The sequence below is a fragment of the Sorangium sp. So ce726 genome, from assembly GCF_051521405.1.
Taxonomy (GTDB): domain Bacteria; phylum Myxococcota_A; class Polyangia; order Polyangiales; family Polyangiaceae; genus Sorangium.
In genome coordinates this window covers 1,430,313-1,453,604 of sequence record NZ_CP150349.1, presented here as the reverse complement: position 1 = coordinate 1,453,604, position 23,292 = coordinate 1,430,313, and the positions used below count along the sequence as shown (strand labels likewise).

The 23,292-nt window shown below is 69.5% G+C and carries 19 protein-coding genes; 9 read left to right on the top strand and 10 right to left on the bottom strand.

The window, feature by feature from the left end:
* The first annotated feature begins 147 nt into the window (after positions 1–147).
* Complete coding sequence (locus WME79_RS05420) at positions 148–3,420, top strand: hypothetical protein (RefSeq protein ID WP_437532809.1); 3,273 nt, start codon at positions 148–150, stop codon at positions 3,418–3,420.
* Positions 3,421–3,589: 169 nt separating this feature from the next.
* On the opposite strand, the gene WME79_RS05415 is transcribed toward WME79_RS05420, so the two are convergent.
* From WME79_RS05415 to WME79_RS05400, 4 genes are all read right to left on the bottom strand, one after another.
* A complete protein-coding gene (locus WME79_RS05415; RefSeq protein ID WP_437532806.1) occupies positions 3,590–4,969 on the bottom strand; it encodes a DUF1552 domain-containing protein in 1,380 nt (459 codons plus the stop codon).
* A 5-nt stretch (positions 4,970–4,974) separates the two neighbouring features.
* Positions 4,975–6,705: a DUF1592 domain-containing protein gene (locus WME79_RS05410; RefSeq protein ID WP_437532804.1), complete on the bottom strand. Its 1,731-nt coding sequence runs from the start codon at positions 6,703–6,705 to the stop codon at positions 4,975–4,977.
* 356 nt (positions 6,706–7,061) lie between these two features.
* Entirely contained in the window at positions 7,062–7,700 is a 639-nt protein-coding gene (locus WME79_RS05405) for an NADPH-dependent F420 reductase (RefSeq protein ID WP_437532801.1), read from the bottom strand.
* Positions 7,701–7,728: 28 nt separating this feature from the next.
* The gene (locus tag WME79_RS05400; RefSeq protein WP_437532798.1) at positions 7,729–8,583 is read right to left on the bottom strand and encodes an inositol monophosphatase family protein; all 855 of its coding nucleotides are present in this window, start codon (positions 8,581–8,583) and stop codon (positions 7,729–7,731) included.
* A gap of 136 nt (positions 8,584–8,719) precedes the next feature.
* On the opposite strand from WME79_RS05400, the gene WME79_RS05395 reads away from it, so the two are divergent.
* The gene (locus tag WME79_RS05395; RefSeq protein WP_437532796.1) at positions 8,720–9,628 is read left to right on the top strand and encodes a LysR family transcriptional regulator; all 909 of its coding nucleotides are present in this window, start codon (positions 8,720–8,722) and stop codon (positions 9,626–9,628) included.
* A gap of 97 nt (positions 9,629–9,725) precedes the next feature.
* On the opposite strand, the gene WME79_RS05390 is transcribed toward WME79_RS05395, so the two are convergent.
* Positions 9,726–10,658 (bottom strand): LysR family transcriptional regulator, encoded by a 933-nt coding sequence (locus WME79_RS05390; RefSeq protein ID WP_437532793.1) that lies wholly within the window; start codon positions 10,656–10,658, stop codon positions 9,726–9,728.
* Between the two features lie 109 nt (positions 10,659–10,767).
* On the opposite strand from WME79_RS05390, the gene WME79_RS05385 reads away from it, so the two are divergent.
* Together WME79_RS05385 and WME79_RS05380 are read left to right on the top strand one after the other, a co-directional pair.
* Positions 10,768–11,499: an SDR family NAD(P)-dependent oxidoreductase gene (locus tag WME79_RS05385; protein WP_437532791.1), complete on the top strand. Its 732-nt coding sequence runs from the start codon at positions 10,768–10,770 to the stop codon at positions 11,497–11,499.
* Complete coding sequence (locus tag WME79_RS05380) at positions 11,489–11,815, top strand: DUF1330 domain-containing protein (protein ID WP_437532788.1); 327 nt, start codon at positions 11,489–11,491, stop codon at positions 11,813–11,815. Before WME79_RS05385 ends, WME79_RS05380 begins: the two co-directional genes overlap by 11 nt.
* Here WME79_RS05380 and WME79_RS05375 read toward each other — a convergent pair.
* Complete coding sequence (locus tag WME79_RS05375; protein ID WP_437532786.1) at positions 11,803–12,279, bottom strand: hypothetical protein; 477 nt, start codon at positions 12,277–12,279, stop codon at positions 11,803–11,805. The genes WME79_RS05380 and WME79_RS05375 overlap by 13 nt on opposite strands.
* 352 nt (positions 12,280–12,631) lie before the next feature.
* On the opposite strand from WME79_RS05375, the gene WME79_RS05370 reads away from it, so the two are divergent.
* Positions 12,632–13,441 (top strand): SDR family NAD(P)-dependent oxidoreductase, encoded by an 810-nt coding sequence (locus WME79_RS05370; RefSeq protein ID WP_437532784.1) that lies wholly within the window; start codon positions 12,632–12,634, stop codon positions 13,439–13,441.
* Positions 13,442–13,467: 26 nt separating this feature from the next.
* Complete coding sequence (locus WME79_RS05365) at positions 13,468–13,893, top strand: hypothetical protein (protein WP_437532781.1); 426 nt, start codon at positions 13,468–13,470, stop codon at positions 13,891–13,893.
* 88 nt (positions 13,894–13,981) lie between these two features.
* Here WME79_RS05365 and WME79_RS05360 read toward each other — a convergent pair whose 3' ends face one another.
* Entirely contained in the window at positions 13,982–14,689 is a 708-nt protein-coding gene (locus tag WME79_RS05360; RefSeq protein ID WP_437539767.1) for a helix-turn-helix domain-containing protein, read from the bottom strand.
* A 252-nt stretch (positions 14,690–14,941) separates the two neighbouring features.
* Between WME79_RS05360 and WME79_RS05355 the strand changes: the two genes are divergently transcribed.
* Positions 14,942–16,144 (top strand): cytochrome P450, encoded by a 1,203-nt coding sequence (locus WME79_RS05355; protein ID WP_437539765.1) that lies wholly within the window; start codon positions 14,942–14,944, stop codon positions 16,142–16,144.
* A 74-nt stretch (positions 16,145–16,218) separates the two neighbouring features.
* On the opposite strand, the gene WME79_RS05350 is transcribed toward WME79_RS05355, so the two are convergent.
* On the bottom strand, positions 16,219–16,536 hold the full coding sequence (locus WME79_RS05350; RefSeq protein WP_437532779.1) for a hypothetical protein: 318 nt from the start codon (positions 16,534–16,536) through the stop codon (positions 16,219–16,221).
* 576 nt (positions 16,537–17,112) lie between these two features.
* A complete protein-coding gene (locus WME79_RS05345; protein ID WP_437532776.1) occupies positions 17,113–19,374 on the bottom strand; it encodes an SdrD B-like domain-containing protein in 2,262 nt (753 codons plus the stop codon).
* A gap of 1,003 nt (positions 19,375–20,377) precedes the next feature.
* On the opposite strand from WME79_RS05345, the gene WME79_RS05340 reads away from it, so the two are divergent.
* Together WME79_RS05340 and WME79_RS05335 are read left to right on the top strand one after the other, a co-directional pair.
* The gene (locus WME79_RS05340; protein WP_437532773.1) at positions 20,378–21,490 is read left to right on the top strand and encodes a DNA glycosylase AlkZ-like family protein; all 1,113 of its coding nucleotides are present in this window, start codon (positions 20,378–20,380) and stop codon (positions 21,488–21,490) included.
* A 694-nt stretch (positions 21,491–22,184) separates the two neighbouring features.
* The gene (locus WME79_RS05335) at positions 22,185–22,643 is read left to right on the top strand and encodes a hypothetical protein (protein ID WP_437532770.1); all 459 of its coding nucleotides are present in this window, start codon (positions 22,185–22,187) and stop codon (positions 22,641–22,643) included.
* 38 nt (positions 22,644–22,681) lie between these two features.
* Here the strand turns inward: WME79_RS05335 and WME79_RS05330 are convergent, their stop codons facing one another.
* Positions 22,682–23,257, bottom strand: coding sequence for an exonuclease domain-containing protein (locus WME79_RS05330; RefSeq protein ID WP_437532768.1), 576 nt, complete (start codon positions 23,255–23,257; stop codon positions 22,682–22,684).
* Between the last annotated feature and the right edge of the window lie 35 nt (positions 23,258–23,292).

The following is a 23,292-nucleotide window of genomic DNA, read 5'->3' as shown; positions in this document are numbered from 1 at the left end:
GTCCTGCTGGCCCATCAGAGAACGGCGTGGTGCGCGTCGGCTGCCAAGGCCGTCAGGAGGTGCGTCATGACGCTGGCATCGAGTCGAGCTTTGTTGTTGTTGATGGCAGGATGCGCCTCGGCGTGCAGCGCGCCTGGACCGCACGCCGTGGGGAATGGTCCTGCCGAGCGCCCGGCGGAGCGCGCGCTCCGGCCGAGCGGCGATACGCCGGTCGAGCTGGAGCGGATCGTGAGCAGGGCGCGGGCGAGCTTTCGATCCACGCGACAAGGGCTCTCCGCCGAGGGCGCCGCCCATCGGATCGACGTCGAGGGCGGCGCGGCGCGGATCCGCGCGAAGCCCTCGGCGAGCGCGGCACGCAGGGGGCGAGAGAGGCAGCTCCAGGCGCTCGTCGAGGCGCGCACCGCCGCCGAGCTGACAGCGCGCCGCCGCGCCCTCCGCGGGCCTCTCGTCGAGGGCGCGCCCGGCGAGGTCCAGCCCGGGAGCGCGCTCACGCTGGCGACGCGATCGATCGCCCGCGCCGGCTACGAGTGCATGAACGGCGAGGGCCGCGTGCGCCTCGCGGCGGATGGCAGCGCGGAGCGCGTGTTCGAGACCTGCAGCGAGCTATGGAAGAACCACGAGGCGAACGCCGAGCAGGCTTTCCGGTTTCCCGAGCGGCCCGGTGGGCGCGGCGATCTCGTCGTGCGCGTGGGCGCCCGGCTCGGCGCCGCGGGCGCCGCGCCGCCGGTCGCGAGCGACGCCCGCGGCCTCGTCCTCGGCGCCGCGCCGGGGCAGCGGTTCGTGTACGGCCACGGCGCGTGGATCGACGCGTCGGGCCGCCGCATGCCGGTGCCCGCCCGCTGGGCAGACGGCCACATCGAGCTGCGCGTGCCCGCCTCGGTCGTCGAGGAGAGCGGCTATCCGGCGCTGCTCGATCCGGAGGTGGGCCCCGAGATCGGGACGGAGTCGCCCGTGCCCGTCCAGCAGGACGTCGGGTTCGATCCGGAGATCGCGACCGACGGGACGAGCTACGTCGTCGTCTTCGAGGATCTATCGCGCGTCCGCGCGGTCCGCGTCGGCGCGCACGGAGACGTGCTCGATCTCGACTGGCTGGATCTGGGCGAGCAGTCCGCCGGTCAGTACCTGCCCAGCGTGGCGTACGGCGGAGGCCGCTACCTCGTCACGTGGAGCCAGTACGGCGACGACGCCCGGATCACCATCCGCGGCCGCATGATGCGACCCGACGGTACGCTCGAAGGGCCGGGGAGCTTCGCGGTCTCGACGTCGTACGAGGGCGTGTATCCCTCGGTCGAGTGGAATGGGGAGCGCTTCGTGACCGCCTGGCTCAGCCTCGCCGACGATGGGGCCGACGACGTCCGCGCGACCCTCATCGACCCGATCGGCAGCGCCGTTCCCGGCGCCGAGCGCGCCCTCTCCACGAGCGGCCGCGCGTCGCGCCCGGCGGTCAGCGCCGGGGCGGACGTCTCCGCCGTGGCCTGGGACGAGGACGTCTCCGGCGGCGGCGCGCACGCCATCCGTGCGGCGCGGGTGGCCAGCGATGGGACGGCGCTCGACGCCGGCGGCGTTCAGATCTCGGAGGGCCCGGACAACGCGCGGCTGGTCGCGCTCGCGTCCAGCGGAACGAGCTTCCTGGCCACGTGGGTCCGGGACGATCCCACGAGCACGATCCGGGGCGCGGTGCTGCGCGCTGACGGCGCGATCACGGCAAGGGACTTCCCGATCTCGCGGCCGAGCCCGGGCACCGGGGCCCCCGCCGCGGCGTTCGACGGCAGCAGCTATCTCGTGGCCTGGGCCGACGAGCGGGACGGTCGCGCGATGTACGGGGCCCGCGTCTCGGCCGAGGGCGTCGTGCAGGGGACCGACGACGTGAGGCTCGCGGACGGGTCGCCTCGCTCCGTCCGGGATTCGGAGCGGAACGCGCTCGGGTGGAACGGCGCGCATTTCCTGCTCGCGTTCCACGGCCAGGGCATCGAGGGCAGCCTGATCGGCCCGGATCTCGCGCTGGCCGCGGGCCGGCTCGGGCTCAGCCCGCTGCCAAACAAACAGGGCACCCCGCGCGTGGCCTGGACCGGCGAGAGCTACCTCGTCGCCTGGACCGATGAGCCGGACCCGGACGTGGAGCGCATGACCGCGCGCGCGGTGCGCGTGAGCGCGGCCGGCGAGGTTGTCGACCCGGTCGGGATCGAGCTCGCGAACAGCGCCTTCGCGATCGATCTGGCCTCGAACGGCGACGGCGCGTCGGTGCTCACCTGGAGCGCGCTCGGCGCCGGCGGGGATCACCTGCGGCGGGTGTCGGGCGACGGCGCGCTCGGGGAGAGCGCCGCCGTCTCGTCGCTCCACCTGCCGGCGACGCCGTCGGTCGCCGGCAACGGCGACGGTTACCTGGTGACCTTCGTGGAGAGGACCGCGGAGGAGCCCTTCGTGTACACCGCGTCGGGTCGTCTGCTCGACGCTTCGGGGAGCGCTGGCCCGGTGTTCCCCATCGTGCCCTCGGTCGGGGCGGAGTCGCACGCGATGCCGCTCCACGCCGGGCAGGACTACCTGGTGGCCTACTTGAAGGCGGGCCTGCATCTCGTCCCCGTGAGCCGCACAGCAGACGTCGGGGAGGGCTTCCTGCTGTCGAGCGCATCGGCCGCCATCGCCGGGGCGACGGGCGGCACGGACACGCTCGTGGTCTGGACGGAGTCCGCCGATAGCTGGCCAGAGCCCGGTGATGGGCCGGTGCACGGTCGAATCTACGGCACGGGCGGCTGGCGGGGCGAAGCGTTCCTGATCTCGCCGACGAGCGCTGGTCATGCGGCGGCCGTGGCCTGGGACGGCGCGAGCTACCAGGTGGTGTGGGAAGAGGCGGAGACGCACCGGCTCCGGATCCGCGCCGTGGCCCCCGATGGGACGCTGGGCATGGAGGCGCTGCTCGTCGATGACGATTGCCATGCGCCGGTGCTGGCCCGCGGCGAGGATGGCCGGTTCCTCCTGAGCTATTACAAGGTCGGCGCTGCTGCGCGCACGCGGCGCGTCGTCTCTCGGCTGCTCAGCTGGGAGCCCGGGCCCGGCGCAGGCGGCGGCGCGGGTGGAAGCGGCGGCGCAGGCCTCGGTACGGGCGGAGGCGGAAGCGTGGAGCCCGGCGCGGGCGGAAATGGCGGTGCAGAGCCGGGGATGAGCGGAAGCGGCGTTGCGGAGCCGGGCGCGGGCGGCCGAGCAGGGAATGGCGAGGGCGGCGGCACTTCCAGCGTTGCCGCCGGCAGCAGCAGAAATGATGGTACCGACGACACCAGCGACGACGCACAATGCAGCTTTTACGGCGCTGGCAGCAGGTCAGCATACCTCGGGCTCACCGTCGCCCTGTTCGGCGTCGCCCTCATCGCGCGACGCCGCGGCGCCAGGAGTGCGCAGGACGCTCAAGCGGGCAGATCTGATTGATCCACCGAGAAATCAACCGCCAAGCGCGCCAAGGACGCCAAGACGCTAATATTTATTATTTCTTGGCGTCTTGGCGTCTTGGCGTCTTGGCGTCTTGGCGTCTTGGCGTCCTTGGCGGTTCGAAATTCTGCCCTCTTCAGGAGGCTTCAATCCGCTTGTCGCTCTGGCGCTATGACGTCAGGTTCGTGAGCGGCCCGGTGCAGTGCTCCGGGGTGCCGAACGTGGTCCGGGTGTCGCCGAACAGGTTCAAGATCGAGACGAGCAGGTTGTTGTGCGGGAGGTTCTTGTACCGGAGCCAGCGCCCGGTACGCAGACCTCCGCCGCCGCCGGCCAGGAGGAACGGCATGTTCGTCTTCTTGTGGCTCGGCGGATCCGAGATCTCGGAGCCGAAGAAGACGACGCTCTCGTCGAGCAGCGAGTGTCCGCCCATATCGACCTTCTCCATCTCCTGCAGGAGATAGAGGTGCTGCTTCGAATACCAGTTGCAGATGAGCTCGCACTCGTCCGCCCTGAAGCCGCCGTCGTGCTGGTAGTAATGGTGGTGCTCGCTCAGGTTCAGCCAAGGGAAGGTGTGCTTCGCCTCGGTGTCGCTCCACTGAAGGGTGCCGACCGCGGTGATGTCGCAGGCGAGCGCCATCACCAGCATGTCCGTCATGAGCTTGCCGACCTTGGGGATCGCCGCGTCGGTCGACGTGTCCTTGATCGAGCCGTTGTCGGCGGAGTTGCGCCCCGTGCGCGGGTTGTAGTCGGAGGTGTCGACCTTCGCCGGCGCCTGGCAGGTGCCCGTCGCGGTCGGCGCCTTGCTGAGGCTCTCCTCGATCTCGCGGATCTTCGTCAGGTGTTGATCGATCTTCTGCTTGTCAGCCGCACCGAGCCGCGAGGACAGGGCGGAGTAGCGCCGGTCGAGGAAGTCGAGGACCGATTGCTTTCGCGCGAGGCGACGGGCGGCGTCGTTGTCGGCGCCGGGGTTCAGCGTGCCGAAGAGATCGGTGAAGATCTCCACCGGATCGATGCGCGGCGGGATCGGGCTGTAGGGCGCGTCGTTCTCGAAATTCGCGATGTTCATCGGAGACAGCAGGCCGTGCGATTTTCCCGTCGCCCAGCGCACCGCGATCTCGAGGCTCGCCTTCGCCTTTTGACCCCCGGAGATCCGGGAGGCGATCACCTGATCGATGGACGGCCCGCTCCCGTAGGCGCGGCCCGCGGCGCCGTCCTGCGGCGTGCCCGTGAGCCAGGCGATGATCCCGGCCTGGTGCTGCTCGCCGATCCCGCTCTTCATGTCGAGGCCGTCGACGACGAGCAGCCGGCTCTGCACCGGCGCGAGCGGCGCCAGGATGGGGCTCAGCGTGAAGCTCGTCTCGGAGCCCGTCGGCCGCCAGCGGTCCATCACGGTCCCGCCGGGCGTGTAGACGGCGAGGAAGCGCTTCGCGGGGGCGGCCTGCGCGCGCGCCGTGGGCTCGGTGCCCATGATCTCCAGCCAGGGGAGCGCGATGGCGATGCCGCCAGCGCCTCGCAGCAAGGCACGCCGGTTCAAGCGAAACGTCGACATAGCCGTCACTCCTCCCGGGGAGCCATGGTGTGGAAGGCGTCCGTCTGCGTGAGCTCGATCAGGAGCTGTTTCACGTTGTATCCGGACGTCTTGAAGGCGGCCGTGACGGCCTCTCGGGTGCACTTGTCCTCGGCGCGCAGGGTGAGGCCGTAGCCGTATTCGATCCAGTGCGTCGCGAAGCAGCTCTGCACCTCTTCGGTCTCGGCGAGCTTCCGCACCAGCTCGACCGGCCCGCTCACGGTCCCCTCCGTGCCCGGCACCGAGCCGCTCGCGTCGATCGCGACGTCGTTCTCGGTCGTGCGGAACAGCCCGACCGCGTCGTAGTTCTCGAACGAGAAGCCGATCGGATCCATGAACTGGTGGCACCCCGCGCACACCGGATCCTTGCTGTGCTGACTGAAGCGCTCCCGCGCGGTCGAGCCGGTGTACGGGTCCGGCGGCTTCACCTTCTCCAGGATGTCGCCCGTGGGGAGCGGGATCACGCGGCACATCAGCTTCTGGACCACGAACGAGCCGCGGACCACGGGGTTCGTCATGTTCGAGTGCGTCGTCCCGGCCATCACCCCCGCCTGGGTGAGGAGCCCGAGGCGCTGGGTCGTATCGAGCTCCACGCGCTGGAACGCGTCGCCCGTCACGCCGGAGATGCCGTAGAACGCCGCGAGCGGGCCGTTCACGTACGTGTACGGGGCGGTCAGGATGGACGGCCAGGTGCCGCCCTCCTCGAAGATCTCGTGCTCGAGGAACCGCTGCGTCTCCTCACGCATCAGCGAGCCGATCGAGCGAGAGAAGGCCGGGAAGGTCTCCTCGTCCCGCTCGAGATCCGCGAGGCTGCTGATGGGGAGCAGGCTGTCGAAGAAGAACCGCACGACGGGCCGGGCCCGAGGATCGTCGAGCATGCGCTCGGCGTGCGAGCGCACGCCGTCCTTCGTCGAGAGCTCCCCCGCCTTCGCGGCCGCGCGCAGCTGTTCGTCGGGCATCGTGCCCCAGAACAGGTACGAGAGCCGCGTCGCCATCTCGTCGCCCGTCGGCCGGCGGAGCGCCGGGCGCGCGGGATCGGGCGCACCCCATTCGACGCGGTAGAGGAAATCGGGCGATTGAAGCAGCGCCTCGATCACCGTCGCGATGCCAGCGGCGAACGTCGCGTCCTCTCGCCCGACGCTGTACAGCGCGAGGAGCTCGTCCGCTTCGCCAGCCTCGAGCGGCCGGCGATAGGCGCGCGCCGCGAGGTCCTCGACGATGGTGCGCGCGCACGCTTCCTCGCTCGCCGCCGTCACGTCGCCCGCGCAGGGGGCGAGCCTCGCGAGCGCCTCCGGGGTCGCGGTCGCGCGCTGGGCGATGCCCTCCGCGATGGTGCCCAGCTGCTCGGCGAGCAGGCTCGAGACCGACAGCGTGTCGGCGTCGTTGCCGAAGCCGTTCCCGATATCCTCGCTCGGCAGCGAGAAGGCCGGCTCCGTCGTGTCCCCCAGGAGGTCGCGAACCGTGTTGTTGTATTCGAAGCGCGTCAGCCGCCGGAGCGGCGCTCGCCCGGGGTACACCGTGTCGTCCTGGCAAACACCGATCGGATCATCGGTACCAGGTTTGCCGGAGCCGGAGCCGGAGCTGGAGCCAGCGCCGGAACCGGCGCCAGGCTCGCCCACGGATCCCGTACAGCCGCCGGCGAGGATCAGCGCGATCGGCGCGGTCCACCGAGCGCCTCCGCGACGACGCGCAGGCTCGTGACGGGAGGGTCTGGACATCGTTGTCGCTCCTCACCAGCGCTGGAGCGCTGAAGTCCCGCGATTAGACAACAAGCGCTCTTCAATCTCCAGGAAATTGAGAGGGGATCCCTCCCCTTCGGCTGCACAGGAGACATCGGGGCCGTCCCGGCGGCTCCGTGATTCCAGTGACGGCGACATGATTTGATTCTTCAGGACGTGTTGCCTCCCGGCGCGCACACGTTCCGTTCTGCAGCGAAAATCACACGTATACGGCGCTTCTTGTTGGCTGCAATTTTCTCGCGATGAGCGCGCGCGCCGGACCGGATGGGTAGTCTCGCGAAGCCACCGTCACGGAGATGGATTGGGCTCCAGATCCGTGATGCGCGTCATCGCGTTCACCTGGCGATCGCGAAGGCGAACGGCGCGAGCCCTCGCCTTCGCAGCACGGAGGGGACGAGCAAGGCGACCGCCTCGGGGCCGCGAGCGGTCTCGATGTCTCCGAGATCTTCGATCCAGTCAGCCGGCCAACCCAGATCGCCGAGCAGCCGTACGACGACCGCCTTCGCGCCCTCGTCGTTGCCGGAGAGGAACGCGGTCGGGGCGGAGCGCAGGCTCATGGGATCCGCCATGACGGTGAACAGCATGGTGTTCAGCGTCTTGACCACGGCCGTCTCGGGCAGCGCTGCCTGCAGGCGCTCGGCGACGCTGTCGTTCGGGTAAAGCAGGCTGCCGGGAAGGCCGTCGCGGCCGCGCAGCGTCGCGTTGGAGACGTCGACAAGGATCTTTCCCTTCAGCGCGTCGCGGAGGGCGCCGAGCCGCTCCACGCTCGTGTCCCCGGGGGTGGCGTTGATGACGATCGCGGCCAGGCGCGCGGTCTCCGCGTGATCCCTGAACTCGACGCGCGCTCCCGACCATTTCACCGCCGCTTGCGCCGGGTCTCTGGCGCCGATCGTGACGGCGTGCCCAGCGCCCGCGAGCTTGTTGGCGAGGACCGTGGCGACCCGGCCCGAACCGAGGATTCCAATGTTTCTCACGATGTGATCCATGTTCAGCCCCCTCCCCTCATCGGATGGTCGACAGGACGCCGACCGCGCCAGCGTGGAGCCCGGGCGCTGCAGCCAGGAAGTCCTCGCTGGCGAGGCTCCAGCGCTCCCCGCGTGTGTCCGTGACCGTGCCCCCGGCCTCCGCGACGAGCAGCGCCCCCGCGAGGAGCCCGGAGCGGATCTGGCTGTGCTGCCAGAAGACGTCCATCCGGCCAGCCGCGACCTGAAGGAGCTGGAGGGTGGCCGGGACCGAGACGCGCAGGACGAGCGCACTCCGGAGCATCGCGGTGACCGACATGCCAATCCGCCGGTACGTCTCCTCGTCCTCACCCGGCCTCGCCTGGCCGGTTCCGACGAAGGCAGCGCCGAGCTCTGTCTTCGCCGACACGCGAATCCTCCTCGTCCCGACGTACGCGCCAGCGCCCTTCCGGGCGGTGTACGTGTCGCCGGTCAAGGGCAGGTGCACCGCCGTCAGGACCGGCTCGTTGTCGCGGACGAGGGTCGCGGTGACACACCAGTCCGCCATCCCGTGAACGTGGTTGATGTTCCCCTCGACGGTGTCGGTGACCCACCACTCCCCTGGCGGGAGGGGCCCACACCCGAGCTCGTCCTCGACCCACCGGGCCTCCGGGCGAGCGCGCGACAAGGGCTCGCGAAGCGCCTCGAGGGAGACCGCATCGCTTTCGCCGAGCGCGGCAAAGACGTCCTCTCGGCTCCTCAGGCGCGGCTCTGTCGAGAAGCGACCGACGAGCCGCTCGCCTGCCACGGAGAGCGCCGCGACGACCGCGGGCAGCAGGGACTCGTCCTCCGCGCGGCCCGCGCTTCGGTCTCGCCACATCGCATCGTTGTTCATCTGCTCGGAACGGGTCGACATGAATCCTCCTCGGACGAGCGGCTCGCGCGTGCTCGTGAACCGCTGAACGCTGAACGCTGAGCCAGCGTGCGGAGGAATAAACCCTGGACGATTCATGCCGTCCAATGCATAGTTGCTATGAGGAAGAATTACCGCCATGCATGTGGACCTGAACCTGTTGCCGGCGCTGGACGCGTTGCTCGAGGAGAGGAGCGTCAGCGCTGCAGCGGCCCGCTTGCATCTGTCCCAGCCCGCGATGAGCCGAACGCTGGGGCGCATCAGGGACGCCACGGGCGACCCGATCCTGGTGCGCGCCGGCCGGACGATGGCGCTCACGCCCCGCGCGCTGGCCCTGCGGCAGGAGGTCCAGGCCATCGTCCAGCGAGCGCACGCGGTGTTCGCGCCCGAGCGGGAGCTCGACCTGGCGAGGCTCGAGCGGACCTTCACCGTCCGCTGCCACGACGCCCTGACGACGGCGCTCGGTGCGCGGCTCTTGCGCGCGGTGCAGGAGCAGGCCCCTCTCGTGAAGGTCCGGCTCCTGGCCGAGCCCGCGGGAGATACAGACGACCTGCGCCACGGGCGCGTGGATCTCGAGATCGGCTCGACGGAGCCCGCGCTCCCCGAGATCCGTGGGGAGCTGGTCGGCGAAGATCGCCTCGTCGTCGCCCTCCGCCGGGCTCACCCGCTCGCGCGCGGCCGGCTCACCGCCAGGCGCTACGCCCAGGCGCTCCACGTGCTCGTCTCACGCCGTGGCCGCCTGCGCGATCCGATCGACGAGGCGCTCGAGGCCCTGGGGCTGCGGCGGCGCGTCGTCGCGGCGGCTCCCACGTGCGCCGCGGCCATCCATTTCGCCCACGAGAGCGATCTCGTCGTCGCGCTGCCGGCGCGCGTCTGCGGTCCCATCGTGCAGGCGATGGGCCTCATCACCCGTCCGCTGCCGCTCGATGCGCCGGAGCTCAGGATCGTTCAGCTGTGGCACCAGCGTTGCGAGGGCGACAAGGCGCACGCATGGCTGCGCGGACACACGCGCGAGATCCTCCGAGCGATCTGCCGTGAAGAGGCGTGACCCGTGAGCAGCGTGCCAGTCGGCCGGCGCTGACAGGCATGGCGTCGACCAGCCTGACGAGCGCGCTCCGCCGCGGGAGGTCCGGCTGGCGCGGCCCTCAACCCTTCCTCCGGCGGCGCGGGGCTTTCCCGGCCGCCGGCGCCCCGGCGCCGTGGCCGCAGCGCACCAGCTCGTCCCAGAGCGCCTGCGCGACGACGCCGTGCGGGCGGTCGCGGCGGCGAATCACGAAGAGCTCCATGGTGTCGGCCACGAACTCGGGGACCTGCAGCGCCACGAGCTCGCCCGCCGCCAGCGCGCCGGCGGCCACGTGCTCGGGCAGCCCGCCCCAGCCCATGCCCGCGAGGATGACCTCCTTCTTCGCCGCGACGTCGGTGACCGTCCAGCGCAGGCCGCCCTCCAGCACGTTCAGGGACGGCGAGGCGCTCCCCTTCGCGCTGTCCCGCAGGATGATCTGCGCGTGCGCCCGCAGCAGCGCGGGCGGGATCGGCGCGCCGCAGGTGGCCACGGGGTGATCGAAGCGCGCCACCGGGATCACCTGCACGTCGCAGAAGCGCGCCGTCTCCACCGCTGAGCCGTCGATCCCGAGCGTCGTGGCGACCGCGAGATCGGCGCGGTCCTCGCGCAGCGCGTCGGCGGTGCCCGCCAGCCGCTCGGTGCCGAGCTCGATGCGCACCAGGGGATAACGCGCCTGCAGCCCCCGGAAGATGTCCATGATGGGGCCGAGCGGCGTCACCGCGTCGATGGCGAGCCGCACGATCGGCTCCACCTTGCCCGAGAGGCGCATGCCGAAGCTGCGCAGCGCCTCGGTGCCCTCGATGACGGCCGCGGCGCGCTCGTGGAACAGGCGGCCGGCGTCGGTGAGCGTGGCGCGGTACTCCCGGCGATCGAACAGCTCGACCCCCAGCTCGCGCTCGAGGTTGCGCACCAGCTTGCTCACGGCCGGCTGGGACTTGTGCAGCCGCGCGGACGCGGCGCTGAACGTTCCCTCGCCCGCGACGGCGAGGAAGGCGACGAGCTGATCGTAGGTCATGGCGGCGCCCGCATGTCCAATACCTGGAGTTATGGAGTCCATAGAAACATACCACTTTCTCGGTTCGGGGGGCGGTCCTAGGTTGTCGACGCGAAAGGAGCGACACTCCATGTCCACAAGAATCGATCGCGTCATCATCACCGGCGCCAGCAGCGGAATCGGCCTCGATCTCGCCAGGCGCTTCCTGGCCGAGGGCTCGAGCCTCATCGTGAACGGGAGAGACCCGGAGAAGCTAGAGCAGGCGCGGCGGAGCCTCGGCGGCGGCGCGCGCGTCGTCGCCGTGCCGGGCCACGTGGGCGAGCGGGCCACGGCGCGGGCCGTCGCCGGCGCCGCGCGCGAGCGCTTCGGCGGCGTCGACGTGCTGATCAACAACGCCGGGATCTTCGGCGTGAAGCCGTTCCTCGAGAGCACGGAGGAGGACCTGGAGCGGTTCTTCACCACCAACGTGAAAGGGACGTTCCTGATGACGCAGGCGGCGGTGCCGCTGATGATCGAGGGCGGCGGGGGCTCGATCATCAATGTCGGCACGGTGCTCGTCCAGCAGGCCATGGCGCGGATGCCGGCCTCGGCCGCCATGGCCAGCAAGGGCGGCGTCCACGCGCTCACCGTCTCGCTGGCCGCCGAGCTCGCCGCCCACAACATCCGCGTGAACACGCTGGCGCCCGGCATCATCCGCACGCCGCTCATCGGCGAAGGCGCGGATTCGCTTGCCTCGATCCACCCGCTGCAGCGCATCGGCGAGGTGCAGGACACGACGGAAGCGGCGCTGTTCCTGGCCAGGGCCGGCTTCGTGACGGGCACGACGCTCGACGTCGATGGAGGCTACTCCCATGGGCGCTGAGGGCCCGCAGCACGTGCTCCTGGTGGGGCTCCAGGTGACGGACGAGGCGTCCTATGCCCGCTACCGCGCCGGCATGACGCCGATCCTCTCGTCGTATGGCGGCGCGTTCGGCCACGATTTCGTCGTGTCGCGCGTGCTGAAGGGGGATGAGCGGATCAACCGCGTCTTCACCCTCCTGTTCCCCGACCGCGCGGCGCGGGAGCGGTTCTTCGCCGACCCCCAGTACTGCGCCGTGCGCGCCGAGCTCTTCGAGCCGGCGGTCGCGGCGGTCTTCGTCCTCGGCGAGCTCGAAGCGGCGGCGGGTCAAGGCGTGTAGACGATATCCCCATCGTTGAAAAAGCCGCCGGGGATCGAGACGCCGACCGCGCCGTAGTAGTTCACATCGACGTAGTCGACGCCCGCGCCTGGGCTGCCGTAGTCGACGAGCACGAAGCGGTTCGACGCGGCGAACGTGCCGCCCGAGCTCCAGCACGTGCCATAACCGTCGAAGTTCCAGCTCGCGCCGCTCACGAGGTTGGGGCGGAAGCGCAGGTAGCGGCAGTACACGGGCTCTTCACCAGGTTTGTGGACGATGATCGTGAAATGCCCCCTGAGCGAGCCGTCGGCCTGCTGGCTCACCGAGCCCATGAAGCTGCCGTAATCGCGCACGCCCCAGCCGGAGAGCGTCGGCAGCGGCCCGGCCGCCGCAGGGGACGAGAACGCGGTGACGGCGAGGCCGGCGGCCATCGTGAGCGACATGACGAGGGAGCGGGTCTTGTGGGTCGTGTTCGTGGGCAGCATCGTATCTCCTTGGTCGTTGCAGCGAGCCTCGCGCGGCTTCTTTCGTGCGGGGACGAGGAGGACACTCGCATGAGTCGTACCAGGGCCAACGAGGGGAGCGGATCGAGCGGGAGAGGCTGTTTCAGCTGAGATTCTGGACGTGGCGCGGCGCGAGGGACGCGGGGCTGGAGGGGCGCGCCTCCATGTCCGGTGATGCCCCGCGGCACCACCGGGGGCGCGAGCCGCGGTGCCTTGGTGAGAGGGCATCACAAGCAGGCTTGATTCTGACAAGCAGGCTTCGTTATGTTCTCGCTGCACGACACGTGTCGTGCTCCTCGCGGAGCGGAGAGCATCCGTGATATGCGAGTTCACCATGCCCCTCCCCAAGCACCCCCGCGTCGTCATCACCGGCGCGGCCTCGGGCCTCGGCCGCGCGCTCGCCCTCGAGCTCGCGAGCCGTCGCGCGAAGCTGCTCCTCGCCGACCTCAACGACGAAGGATCCCAGGAGACAGCGCGCCTCGTCGCCAGCGCCGGAGGCGAGGCGCACGCGATCCGCTGCGACGTGAGCCGGAGCGACGAGGTCGCAGGGCTCGTGGGCGAGGCCGATCGCGCCCTCGGCGGCGTCGATCTCGTCGTGAACAACGCGGGCGTGTGCGCCGGCGGGCAGGTCGGCGAGATCCCCCTCTCGGACTGGGGGTGGATCCTGGGCGTCAACCTCTGGGGCGTCATCCACGGCTGCCACGCGTTCACGCCGCGCTTCAAGGAGCAGCGGAGCGGACACTTCCTGAACGTCGCGTCCGCCGCTGGCCTCATCTCCGTGCCCGGGCTCGCGCCCTACTGCGTCACCAAGGCCGCTGTCGTCGCCCTCTCCGAGGCGCTGCGGGTCGAGCTCGCCCCGCACGGCGCCGGGGTCACGGTCCTGTGCCCGACCTTCTTCAGGACACAGATCGTCGAGAGCGGGCGCGGCCTCGACGCGGCCTCCAGGGACGCCGCCCTCAAGCTCATGGGGCGCGAGGGGCTCCAGGCCGACTACGTGGCGCGGCGCGCGCTCGAGTCGGTCGACGCCGGCAGCCTCTACGCCGTGCCTCACCGCGACGGCCGCTGGTTCTGGCGGCTGAAGCGCGCTGTCCCCGAGCTGCTCCACGACGTCGTCCTGCCGCAGGTGATGCGCAGGGTGCTCTGACCGACCGAGGAGATCGAGGCGCGACGATGAGGACCGGGAGCTGGTTCGTGCTGTGTCGGCGCGAGCGACTCGTCTCGTTCGTGGATGTCGCGCCGCGCCTTGCGAAGCTGCGGGACGCGCGCGTCGCTGTGCTGGAGCCGGATTACATGGAGATCGTCGTCGACGACTCGCTCACGGGCAACACCGCGACGATCGAGGTGTTCGTGAGCGACGAGGATCACGTCAAGATCGAGTCGGAGGAGACAGCCGAGAACTTCGCCGATCGCCCCGATCGCGACGCGATCGCCGCGGCCGACGCGAGATACATGCTCACGTGGGATCTGCAGTACGGCGATGAGACCTATAACACGATGTGCATCGTCGCCGAGGTGCTCGCCAAGGCGTCCGACGGGATCGTGTACGACACCACGGGCGGGATCATCCTCTGGAGCGCCGTGGTGAATGCCCGATGACCACCGACGCCATCGCCATCCTTCGTGACGGCGGAGGATTCGGTACGCACCGCTCCTCGACCCGCTCCTTCCGGTCGTGAGGTACGACTCAGGCGCCGAAGACTTCGCGCACCCGGCGTTCGGCCGAGTCGGCCAGGTCCTGCGCGATCAGGCGCAGAAAGGTGCCCGCTTTGTCCAATCGGGCCCCCGCGGGCGTGGTGCGACCGAGGATTCCGGCCCCCTGGCGGCTGAGCTCGGCCAGCAGCTCATTGGAGCGGATGCTGGTGAGACAGGAGCGGTACCCGACCTCTCTCTCTAATGAGTACCTCTGCTTGCCCCGGGCTCCGCGTTCGCGGACGATCAGGCCCTGCTCCTCGGCCCAATGGGTGGCTGTGGAGACGGCGGCCGGGCTGACATGGAGCCGCCGCACCAGCTCGGCGGCCGTGAGCTCGCCGGAGTCGGTGGTGAACAGGCACGACAGGATCCTCGCCACCATGCGCGGGCATCCAGTGGCGATCATCAGCTCGGCGAGCTGCTGCTCGAACGCGAACACCGCCTTGGGGTCGCGTCCGTAGGCGGCGGCGGTGGCGGGAGTCGCGGGCAGCGGCACCGGCTTGCGGCGGCGGGCACGCAGCCGGGTCAGCTGGTGCGCATGGTCGGCGCGGTAGTCTTCGGGCCCGCCGTTGCGGGCCACCTCTCGGGTGATCGTCGACTTGGGACGGCTCAGCCGCCGGGCGATCTCGGTATACGTCAGGCCCTCGGTGAGCCACGCGGCGATGCGCCGGCGGTCTTCCTGGGTGAGTCGGTCTCCTGGCACGGCGGGCGCCTCCACGGTGGTGCGAGCGTCGAGCAGTATGCATTCGTTGTCATGTCATTGCAACCGCTGGAGGGTCCGTGTTGCATTCACCCCCATACCCATTGCAACAAACCCCCGAAATTTGCGCAATTTTCCCCGAATGTTCGTCCCAGCGATCTTGACGATTTTACGAATGCAACGTAGCTTTTGGTTCCTCGCGAACGCTTCGCGGTGCCAACACAACGCGATTCGGCGAAGAAGAGAGGAATGAACATGACGGAATCCGTACACACCGTCGGCCTACTGCCGACGGCGCGTGACCCTGGCTGTCCCTTCGACCCGCCGAAGGAGCTGCGTCAGGCGCGCAAGCACGGTCCCATCAGCCGGTACCCCTTCCCCGGCGGACACGAGGGTTGGCTGATCACCGGCTACGATCTGGTCCGATCAGTGCTGGCCGACCCACGATTCAGCTCTCGCAAGGAGCTCATGCGCCACCCGTTGATCGACCTGGGCGACATGAAAATCCCTCCGGCGCCGCCGGGCGAATTCCTCCTGATGGACGAGCCGGAGCACGGCCGCTACCGGAAGCTGCTGGCGGGCAAGTTCACCGTCCGGCGGATGCAGCTGCTCACCGAGCGCGTCGAGCAGGTCACCACCGAACACCTGGATGCCATGGAAAAGGCCGGCCCGCCGGTGGACCTGGTGACCGCGTTCGCCAAGCCCATCCCCACGATCATGATCTGCGAGCTGCTCGGGGTGCCGTACGAGACCCGAGGCGCTTTCCAGGAGCATGTCGACGCGATCGTCTCCGGGGTGAGCAAGCAGGACCAGGTGGCCGGCTACATCGCGACCCAGCAGTACATCGCACAGCTGGTGGCGGCCAAGCGCGCCAATCCCACCGACGACGTGCTCAGCGACCTCACCGACACCGACCTGACCGACGAAGAGCTGATGGGTGTCGGCCTCCTGCTGCTGGCGGCCGGGCTCGACACCACCGCGAACATGCTGGCGCTGGGCACCTTCGCCCTGCTGAGCCATCCCGCGCAGTGGGCCACGCTGCGTGCCCGGCCCGAGATCGCCGACCAGGCCGTGGAGGAGCTGCTGCGGTACCTGTCTGTCGCCAAGACCTTCCAGCGGGCGGCGCTGGAGGAGGTCGAGCTCGGCGGCCAGACCATCAAGGCCGGCGCGACGGTCATCCTGTCGTACAACACCGCCAACCGCGACCCGGAGCGCTTCACCGATCCCGACACGCTCGACATCCAGCGGCAGGCCATCGGGCACCTGGCGTTCGGCCACGGCATCCACGTGTGCCTTGGCCAGCAACTGGCCCGTATCGAGATACGGGTCGCCTTGCCCGCGCTGGTAAGGCGCTTCCCGACCCTCCGCCTGGACGTAGCGGCGGAGGACGTCGACCTGCGCCCCGAAACCGCGGACATCTTCGGAGTGAAGCGCCTCCCGGTCACCTGGAACGCGTGACCCATGCTGGCCGCGGATCCTGCGAGGGCGGCCGCATTGACGTCGAATCCTGGAAGCTCGTTTGCCGACACGCCCTAACAGGATGGAGATGTCTTGCGGCGTGATCCCGTCCTTCGGGGTCCGAGCTCAAGGTGGTTTTCACCAGCATTGCGCCGATGCCAACGCTCGATCACGTTGACGAGGGCCGCGTGGATCCGGCCCAACGCTGCCCCCAGGCCTGGCGGAGGCTCGTCGCAGAGCGTCGGCGCGACCGAGAGGCGCAGCCGGTCCTGGAGGATCTCCTGAGCGCGGCGAATGGATTGTGGATCCCGGCGGTCGAACCAGATGGCTTCGCCAAACGACTCGCTGGCCTCGGGGCCTTCGTCCTCGGCGGGCCCGAGGTACAGGGTCACGGTGTGTCGTCCCACTGTGGCCGGTGGATCGATCCGCATGTTCCTGCAGCGTGAGCGGCGCTCGTGACAGATCGGTGGCGCAAGCGAAGACTCTCCGTTGCAGCGCGGCGCTCACCCCGCAGGCTGTGGAGTGAACGTGGCCCCCTCGATGCACGGATAAGTCGCTGATACAGCGTCACTTTTCCGGGAGGAATGCGGTTCGCGTAAGGTTCTCTACGTCAACCAGCGCGTCCAGCATGGCTGTACAGTGGGGCACATCCGTCGGTGCGCCTCGCCAGTGCCGGTGCGCCCTGTGATGCGGTTGCGATCTGCGCCACGCGCGGCGTCGTTCCACTCGCAGCGGAGCCGTCGGGCGCCGCGCGTCCAGGACGGCGATCCGCCGGCATCGGAGCGCTGTTGGCTGTACAGGGGGTTGACCACGGAACAGCCAGAGCGGCCCTGGTGGTCGAGGCGAGTGGCAAGAGAGGGGGAGGGGCCAGCGCGGGGTCGCGCTTGAGGTGATTCGCTCGGAGCGGGCGCTGGCCTTGGGGAGCTCTCGTCGTGCTGGCCGATCAGCGGTTATCGGCCGATCATCGGTCAGTCACGGTGCGGCGCGCAGAGGAGGCCGTTGTTGTAGTCGTCGAGCTTCGTGGCGAGCGGCTCGCCGGCCGACCAGGGCGAGTTCTTGCCTCCCTCCTTCACGTTGCTGCCGAGCGGGTTCTTCTTGAGCCAGGCGTCGGCCGCGGCGATGGTGTCCTCGATGCAGCTCGACTGGTTGCCGATACCGACGTTGAGCTTGGCGACGATGAGGTGCTTCGCGATGATGTACGTGACGTCGCCCTTGGTCGGACGGCTGATGATGTCGAGGAGCTGAGCCTTCGTGTACGTCTTGCCACCGATGGTCAGCTGCGAGACCTTCCAGGCGCTCTCGTGGTTCTTCCAGTAGCCGGGGGTGCCGGTGCCGGGGGAGGCGCACTGGCAGGCGCCGCAGTCGGCCGCGCAGCTCGAGCAGTCCTCGGAGCCGGCCTTGCAGACCCCATCGCCGCAGACCGGCGGGCACTCGCCGCAGTCGGCCGCGCAGCTCGAGCAGGTCTCACCGACCGCGCAGACCCTATCGCCGCAGACCGGCGGGCAGATGCCGCAGTCGCTCGGGACCTCGAAGCAGTTCTCGCCGGCCTCGCAGACGCCGTTGCCAGGGACCGCGGGGCAAGCACCGCAGTCGCCGGTGCAGGTCGAGCAGTCCTCGCCGTTCTCGCAGACGTTGTTGCCGCAGACCGCGGGGCAGGCGCCGCAGTCGTCCGAGCAGGAGCCGCAGTCCTCGCCGGCCTCGCAGGTGCCGTTGCCGCAGACCGGCGGGCAGGTGCCGCAGTCGGCCGCGCAGGTGCTGCAGCTCTCGCTGCCGTTGCAGGTGCCGTCGCCGCAGGCGGGCGGGCAGACGTCGCAGTCGGCGCTGCAGCTGCCGCAGTCCTCGCCGGCCTCGCACGTGCCATTGCCGCACTGGGGCGGGCAGATGCCGCAGTCGACGGCGCAGCTGGAACAGCTCTCGTCGCCGCCGCAGACGCCGTTGCCGCAGGAGAGCTGGTAGCCGAAGTCCGCGTCGAGGAGGTCTTGTGCCCAGCCGAGCGAGACCACGCCCACGTTGTCGAGCCCGCCGTCGGGATCGGCCGTCGGCTCCTGTCCAGCGAGCGGACCGCTCGTCATGAAGTTGTCGGCCGTGATGACCACCGAGTAGGTGCCCGCCGGGAGCGTGTCGAAGAGGTAGAAGCCGGGCTGGCCGGTGTAGGGGCTCGTGCCGGTGATGGTGAAGTCGATCAGCTGGGTCCCCTGGAACAGCTCGACACGGACGCCGTTGACGCCGAGCTCGCCGGTCTCCGGCTCGTAGAGCCCGTCGGCGTCGCTGTCGAGCCAGACGGTATCGCCGATCGACGAGTACGTCACATAGCCGAAGTCGGCGTTGGCGACGTTCTCACCCGCGTCGAGGGACACGCCGAGCGGCTCGTCATCGCTGGTCAGGAGGTGGCCGAGCGGGAGCGTCGTGTCGTCGACGTCGACGACGTAACAGCCCGCGTCGAGCTCGGAGAAGCGGTAGATGCCGTTTGCGCCGGTCACGGTCGTATGGAGCGCGGCGCCCTCGGCGACGCCGTCGCAGTTCGCGTCGCCGAAGAGGTCGACGACGACGCCGGAGATGCCGAGCTCGGAGGCGTCCTCGATGCCGTCCGCGTTCGCGTCGAACCACACCTTGTCGCCGATCGAGCCCTTCGGCACCGTGTAACAGACCTCGAGGAGAGGACGGTAACCCATGTCGGTGTGGGCGCTGCCCTTGTACGAGGTCTTCCCGCTGGCGCCCTCCTCAAGGAGGATCCCGTAGCTCGGCGCTGTCCCGCTCACCCACTGCTGCACGATCCCGGTGAGGTCGACGGAGCTCCACCCGGTGACGTTGGGCACGAACGAGGTGAGCGCGGCGGGGTCCATGCCGCCGAAGTTGTTCCACGTGACGAGCGACTCGCTCCAGGGGGCGAGCACCTGGTGGACGTACACGGTCTTCGCAGTGCTCGTGTACGACAGGGCGTAGAACTTGGCCGACGTGACCAGAGAGCCGGCGGGGATGGGGCTCAGATCGAAGCGGAACAGGGCGCGCTTCTCTCCGACCGAGCTGGAGTACCCGGTGTTGACCTCAAAGGGGGACGGGACGTGGTAGCTCGGGGCGAGGCTCCAGATCTCCGCGTTGTAGATGTCGCCCAGGACACCCCGCTTGATCACGGTGCACGTGGGAGACGGAGCGGTGGTGTTGGCGAGGCTGGTGGCGGTGATGAACAGCGTGGCGAGCGCGGCAGAAGATGCGATTGCGAAACGCTTCATTGGTAGCTCCTTGAGGTCCTCACGGGTGAACCATTGCTGGAGCGTCATCCGAATAGCAGGCACCATGACACACGGGTCAGGCGAGGTCGGTTTCGCGGGCTCCGGTCGGAATGAGCCCCCGCGGGCTGATCAGGATCAGATCAAGTACGCGGGTGCTCTGGCTTCGATCAGAGGGCGGATGCGCGAGGTGACAGTCTTCAAGATAGCAACTCGACTATGAAGGTGTCCAGATCTTTTTGAAGACAGACCAGAAAAATACATCGAGTTGCGCAGTGACAATTTTGGGTCGTGTGGTGACGTTTTTGGTCTTCTCGCGTCGTGTCGCGTCGTCTCGCGTCGTCTCGCGTTTTGTCGCGACCCGTGGAGAGGAACGCAGAGACGAGCGCGGTCTGTCGCATCGATGTCGCATCGAACTCGATGGCCAGTGAGCAAGCTCGCAGTGCGCGGGTTGCCGCGTGCCCCGCGCCGCGCGCGCGGCGGCGGGGCGCGGGCTCAGCAGCCCTCTTCGACCCTTCGCAGGGGCCGAGGGACGAACAGGATCGGATCAGGTACGCGGGAGTGTCTGACGAGATTTGATGCAGAGTGCGCACGGGACCATTTTTCAAGATAACGAGTCTTCGCTTCGCCTGTCCAGATCCTTTTTTGCGGCATGAGCTTTTTGTGTGGCTCTTGGTCTCGCGTGCGGGTGGGTGTTGGGTGCCGGGCGCAGCTCATCGCGCACCGTTCAGCGCACATCGTTCAGCGCACATCGTTCAGCCCACATCGTTCAGCCCACATCGTTCAGCCCACATCGTTCAGCCCACACCGTCCAGCCCACACCGTTCATCGTCCGCCGCGCACACCGCGGCCGGGGACCTGCGCCTCGGGCCTGCATGGAGGTGTCGGTCGGCCTCCTCCGTCGGGACCCGTCGTCACCGGGCTGTGGAGTGAACGCGGCCCCCTGGATGCATGGATAAGTTGCTGATACAACGTCGCTTTTCCGCGCCGACCTTCCTGAGCCACCATGCCCGCCAAGAAAAAAAGCATCGTCCTGGACGACCTGCGCCGCTATGCGGTGGCGCGCACGCTGTTCGCGCCCACCACGATGGGGCGCGCGATCGCGCGCCTGGGCTTCGTGCAGGCCGACCCGATCCGCGCGCCAGCGCGCGCCCAGGACCTGACGCTGCGCCATCGCGTCAGGGACTACTGCGCCGGCGACCTGGAGCGCCGCTATCCGCGGCTGGCGATCGAGGAGGACTGCCTGGTCAACTACGGCTTCCTGCCGCGCGAACACCTGGCGCTGCTGCATCCACGCATCGCCAAGCGCGCTTGGGACGCCGCCACGCAGCGCCGCGCGACCGAGGTGCTGGCCTTCATCCGCGAGCGCGGCCCAACCCATCCGAAGGAGGTGGCGGCCCAGTTCTCGCATCACGGCCGTGTGCGGGGCTACTGGGGCAACACGCTCAATGCCAGCACCCAGCTGCTGGAAGGCATGCACTACCGCGGCATGCTCAGGGTGGTGCGGCGCGACACCGGCACGCGGATCTACGAGGTGGTGTCGCATCCGCCGGCCGACGACAGCCCGGCCGCCCGCGCGCGCCGCGCCGCCGCGCTCGTGGAGCTGGTAATGCGGACATACGCGCCGCTGCCGGCGGCCAGCTTCGGTTACCTGGTCACCCTGCTGGGCTACGGCGCGCCGCATCTGCGCAGCGAAACGCGCGCGGCGCTGCGGCTGGCGCGCGAGCAGCTGGCCAGCGTCGTGATCGACGGCACCACCTGGCTGTGGCCGGCCGACGAGGACCCGGCTTCGCGCCGCCACGCGCCGGATGAGGCGGTGCGCCTCCTGGCGCCTTTCGATCCGGTCGTGTGGGACCGCCGCCGCTTCGAGCTGCTGTGGGGCTGGGCCTATCGCTTCGAGGCCTATGTGCCGGCGCCCAAGCGCAAGCTGGGCTACTACGCGCTGCCGCTGCTGTGGGGCGAGAAGGTGATCGGCTGGGCCAACCTGAGCGCACGCGACGGCGTCGAGCGGGCCGAGCTCGGCTATGTGTCGGGCCGCGCGCCGCGCGATGCGGCCTTCCGCCGCGAGCTGGCGGCCGAGCTCGAACGCATGCACGCCTTCCTGGGCCACGACACCTGAGGCGAAGCGCCCCGGCATAAAGGAGGGCCGTGCGCCGCGCGATATCGATGTTCACGCGATGTCGGATTCACATGTCGAATTCGGCCTGTCGAGCGTGCACTTCAGATGGATACCCCACTGCGGGCACCTCGGGGTGAATGGACAGCACGTCGACGCGCCAGAGCTGAGTGTCTTCGTGGATCAGCCGTGGACCTGGGGACTCATCGTCGCTGAATCGTGGAACGAGAGAATCGTCTTGGGTGGAACGCGGAACCCGTGGGGGCTCGCGAAATGGGGCACCGGCCAGGGAGCGATCTCGCCGTCCGCATTCGCGGGGTCTTGCGGCTTCGGTGGGCGCGGTCCGATGCGCCTGCGCGCCAACGTGGGCGGCTGCTCGCCCCCGGGCGGCGCCGGAGGTCCACTGCCGCTGGTATGCCGCGCACCAAAGCCGGCTCACCAACGCGCCCGACGCCGGATCGTGGGCCCGGCCACACGCTTCCCGCCGCTCGAGGCGCTGAGCGGGTCCGCGGCCGAGCGGGCGCTGGTCCCGGCCGAGCGGCGCGACGGGCGGCCCTCGAGCGGCTGAGAGGGACAGGCTCCTGGCGTCGCGGCGTCCGCCTGGTCCGATGAGCGCCGAATAAGCGGCATGGGCTTGACGACCATCCCCCCGACGGAAGGACAATCCTCCACAATGATAACGGTCCGTCCTCCTCCGATGACGGCCGAGCTACTCGAGCGCACGGACGGATACGTGGTGGCGGTGTGGCGGCGGCTCATGCTGCTGGTCTGGCGAGGCGAGGCGACCGCGGTCGGGATCGATCGCTCGCGGGAGCTCTTCGCGCGCTGGTCGGCGAGCCAGCCGGGCGGTGCGGTCTTCGTCGTCGTCCTCCCCCTTCAGCACACCCTACCGCCGGACGAGGAGAGCCGGGCCGCGATGCGGCGGGCGGCGAGCTCCCCTTCCCGGAACCTCAGGGGCACGGCCACGCTCGTCGAGTCGGAGGGGTTCATCGCCGCCTCGGTCCGCTCCCTCATGATGCGGCTGAGCACCGGGCGGGCGCCGAACGTCTTCCGGACGACCGGCGAGCTCGCGACCTGGGCGGCGACGCTCCTGAAGGACCCCGAGCTCACCTCCGCCGGCGTCGCGGAGGCGATCCGCGTGGCGCGCGAGGGTTGAGTCGGCCCGCGCGCGAGGGCGGTTCTCCGGCACATCGCTCACCCAGCGGGCCCTGCCTCCGGGATCGGCACGCGGCCGATCGCGTAAGGCAGGATTCGCGCGATGTTGCGCGCATCGTCGATCCCGCGATGGTGTGTCCCATGGAGTGGGAGTCCTAGTCGCTCTAGCGCGCTCGCCATGCCGTAGCGCTGAGCCACCCCGAGCGCCGCTGAGAAGCGCTTCTTGATGTTCATGTGCCCCTGCAGCGGCAGGGGCACGCCCCAGCGGGCCGCGTCGATCTCGAACTGCTTGCGGTCGTAATCGCCCCACGAGCCGAAGAGCGCCTCCCGCTGGCCGACGAAGCGCCCGAGCGCCGCGATGGCTTCGGGGAACGTGGGCGCGGCGTCGACGTCTGCTTGCGTGATCGTGGTGAGCTTCGTGCAGAACTCCGTGAGCTTCGGCCGGATGACCGGGCGCACGAAGGTGGCGAACTCGCTCACGGGCTCGAGCGTCGCGCCGTCCACGAGGACCGCGCCGATCTCGATGATCTCCATGATGCGCTCGGGGATGCGGCCCTCCTCGTCGCACGTCGCCTCCAGATCGATCACCAGGAAAAATGCAGGATCCTTTCCCATGTCCGTCCTCCTCTCTGCTGAACCTTGATAGGATC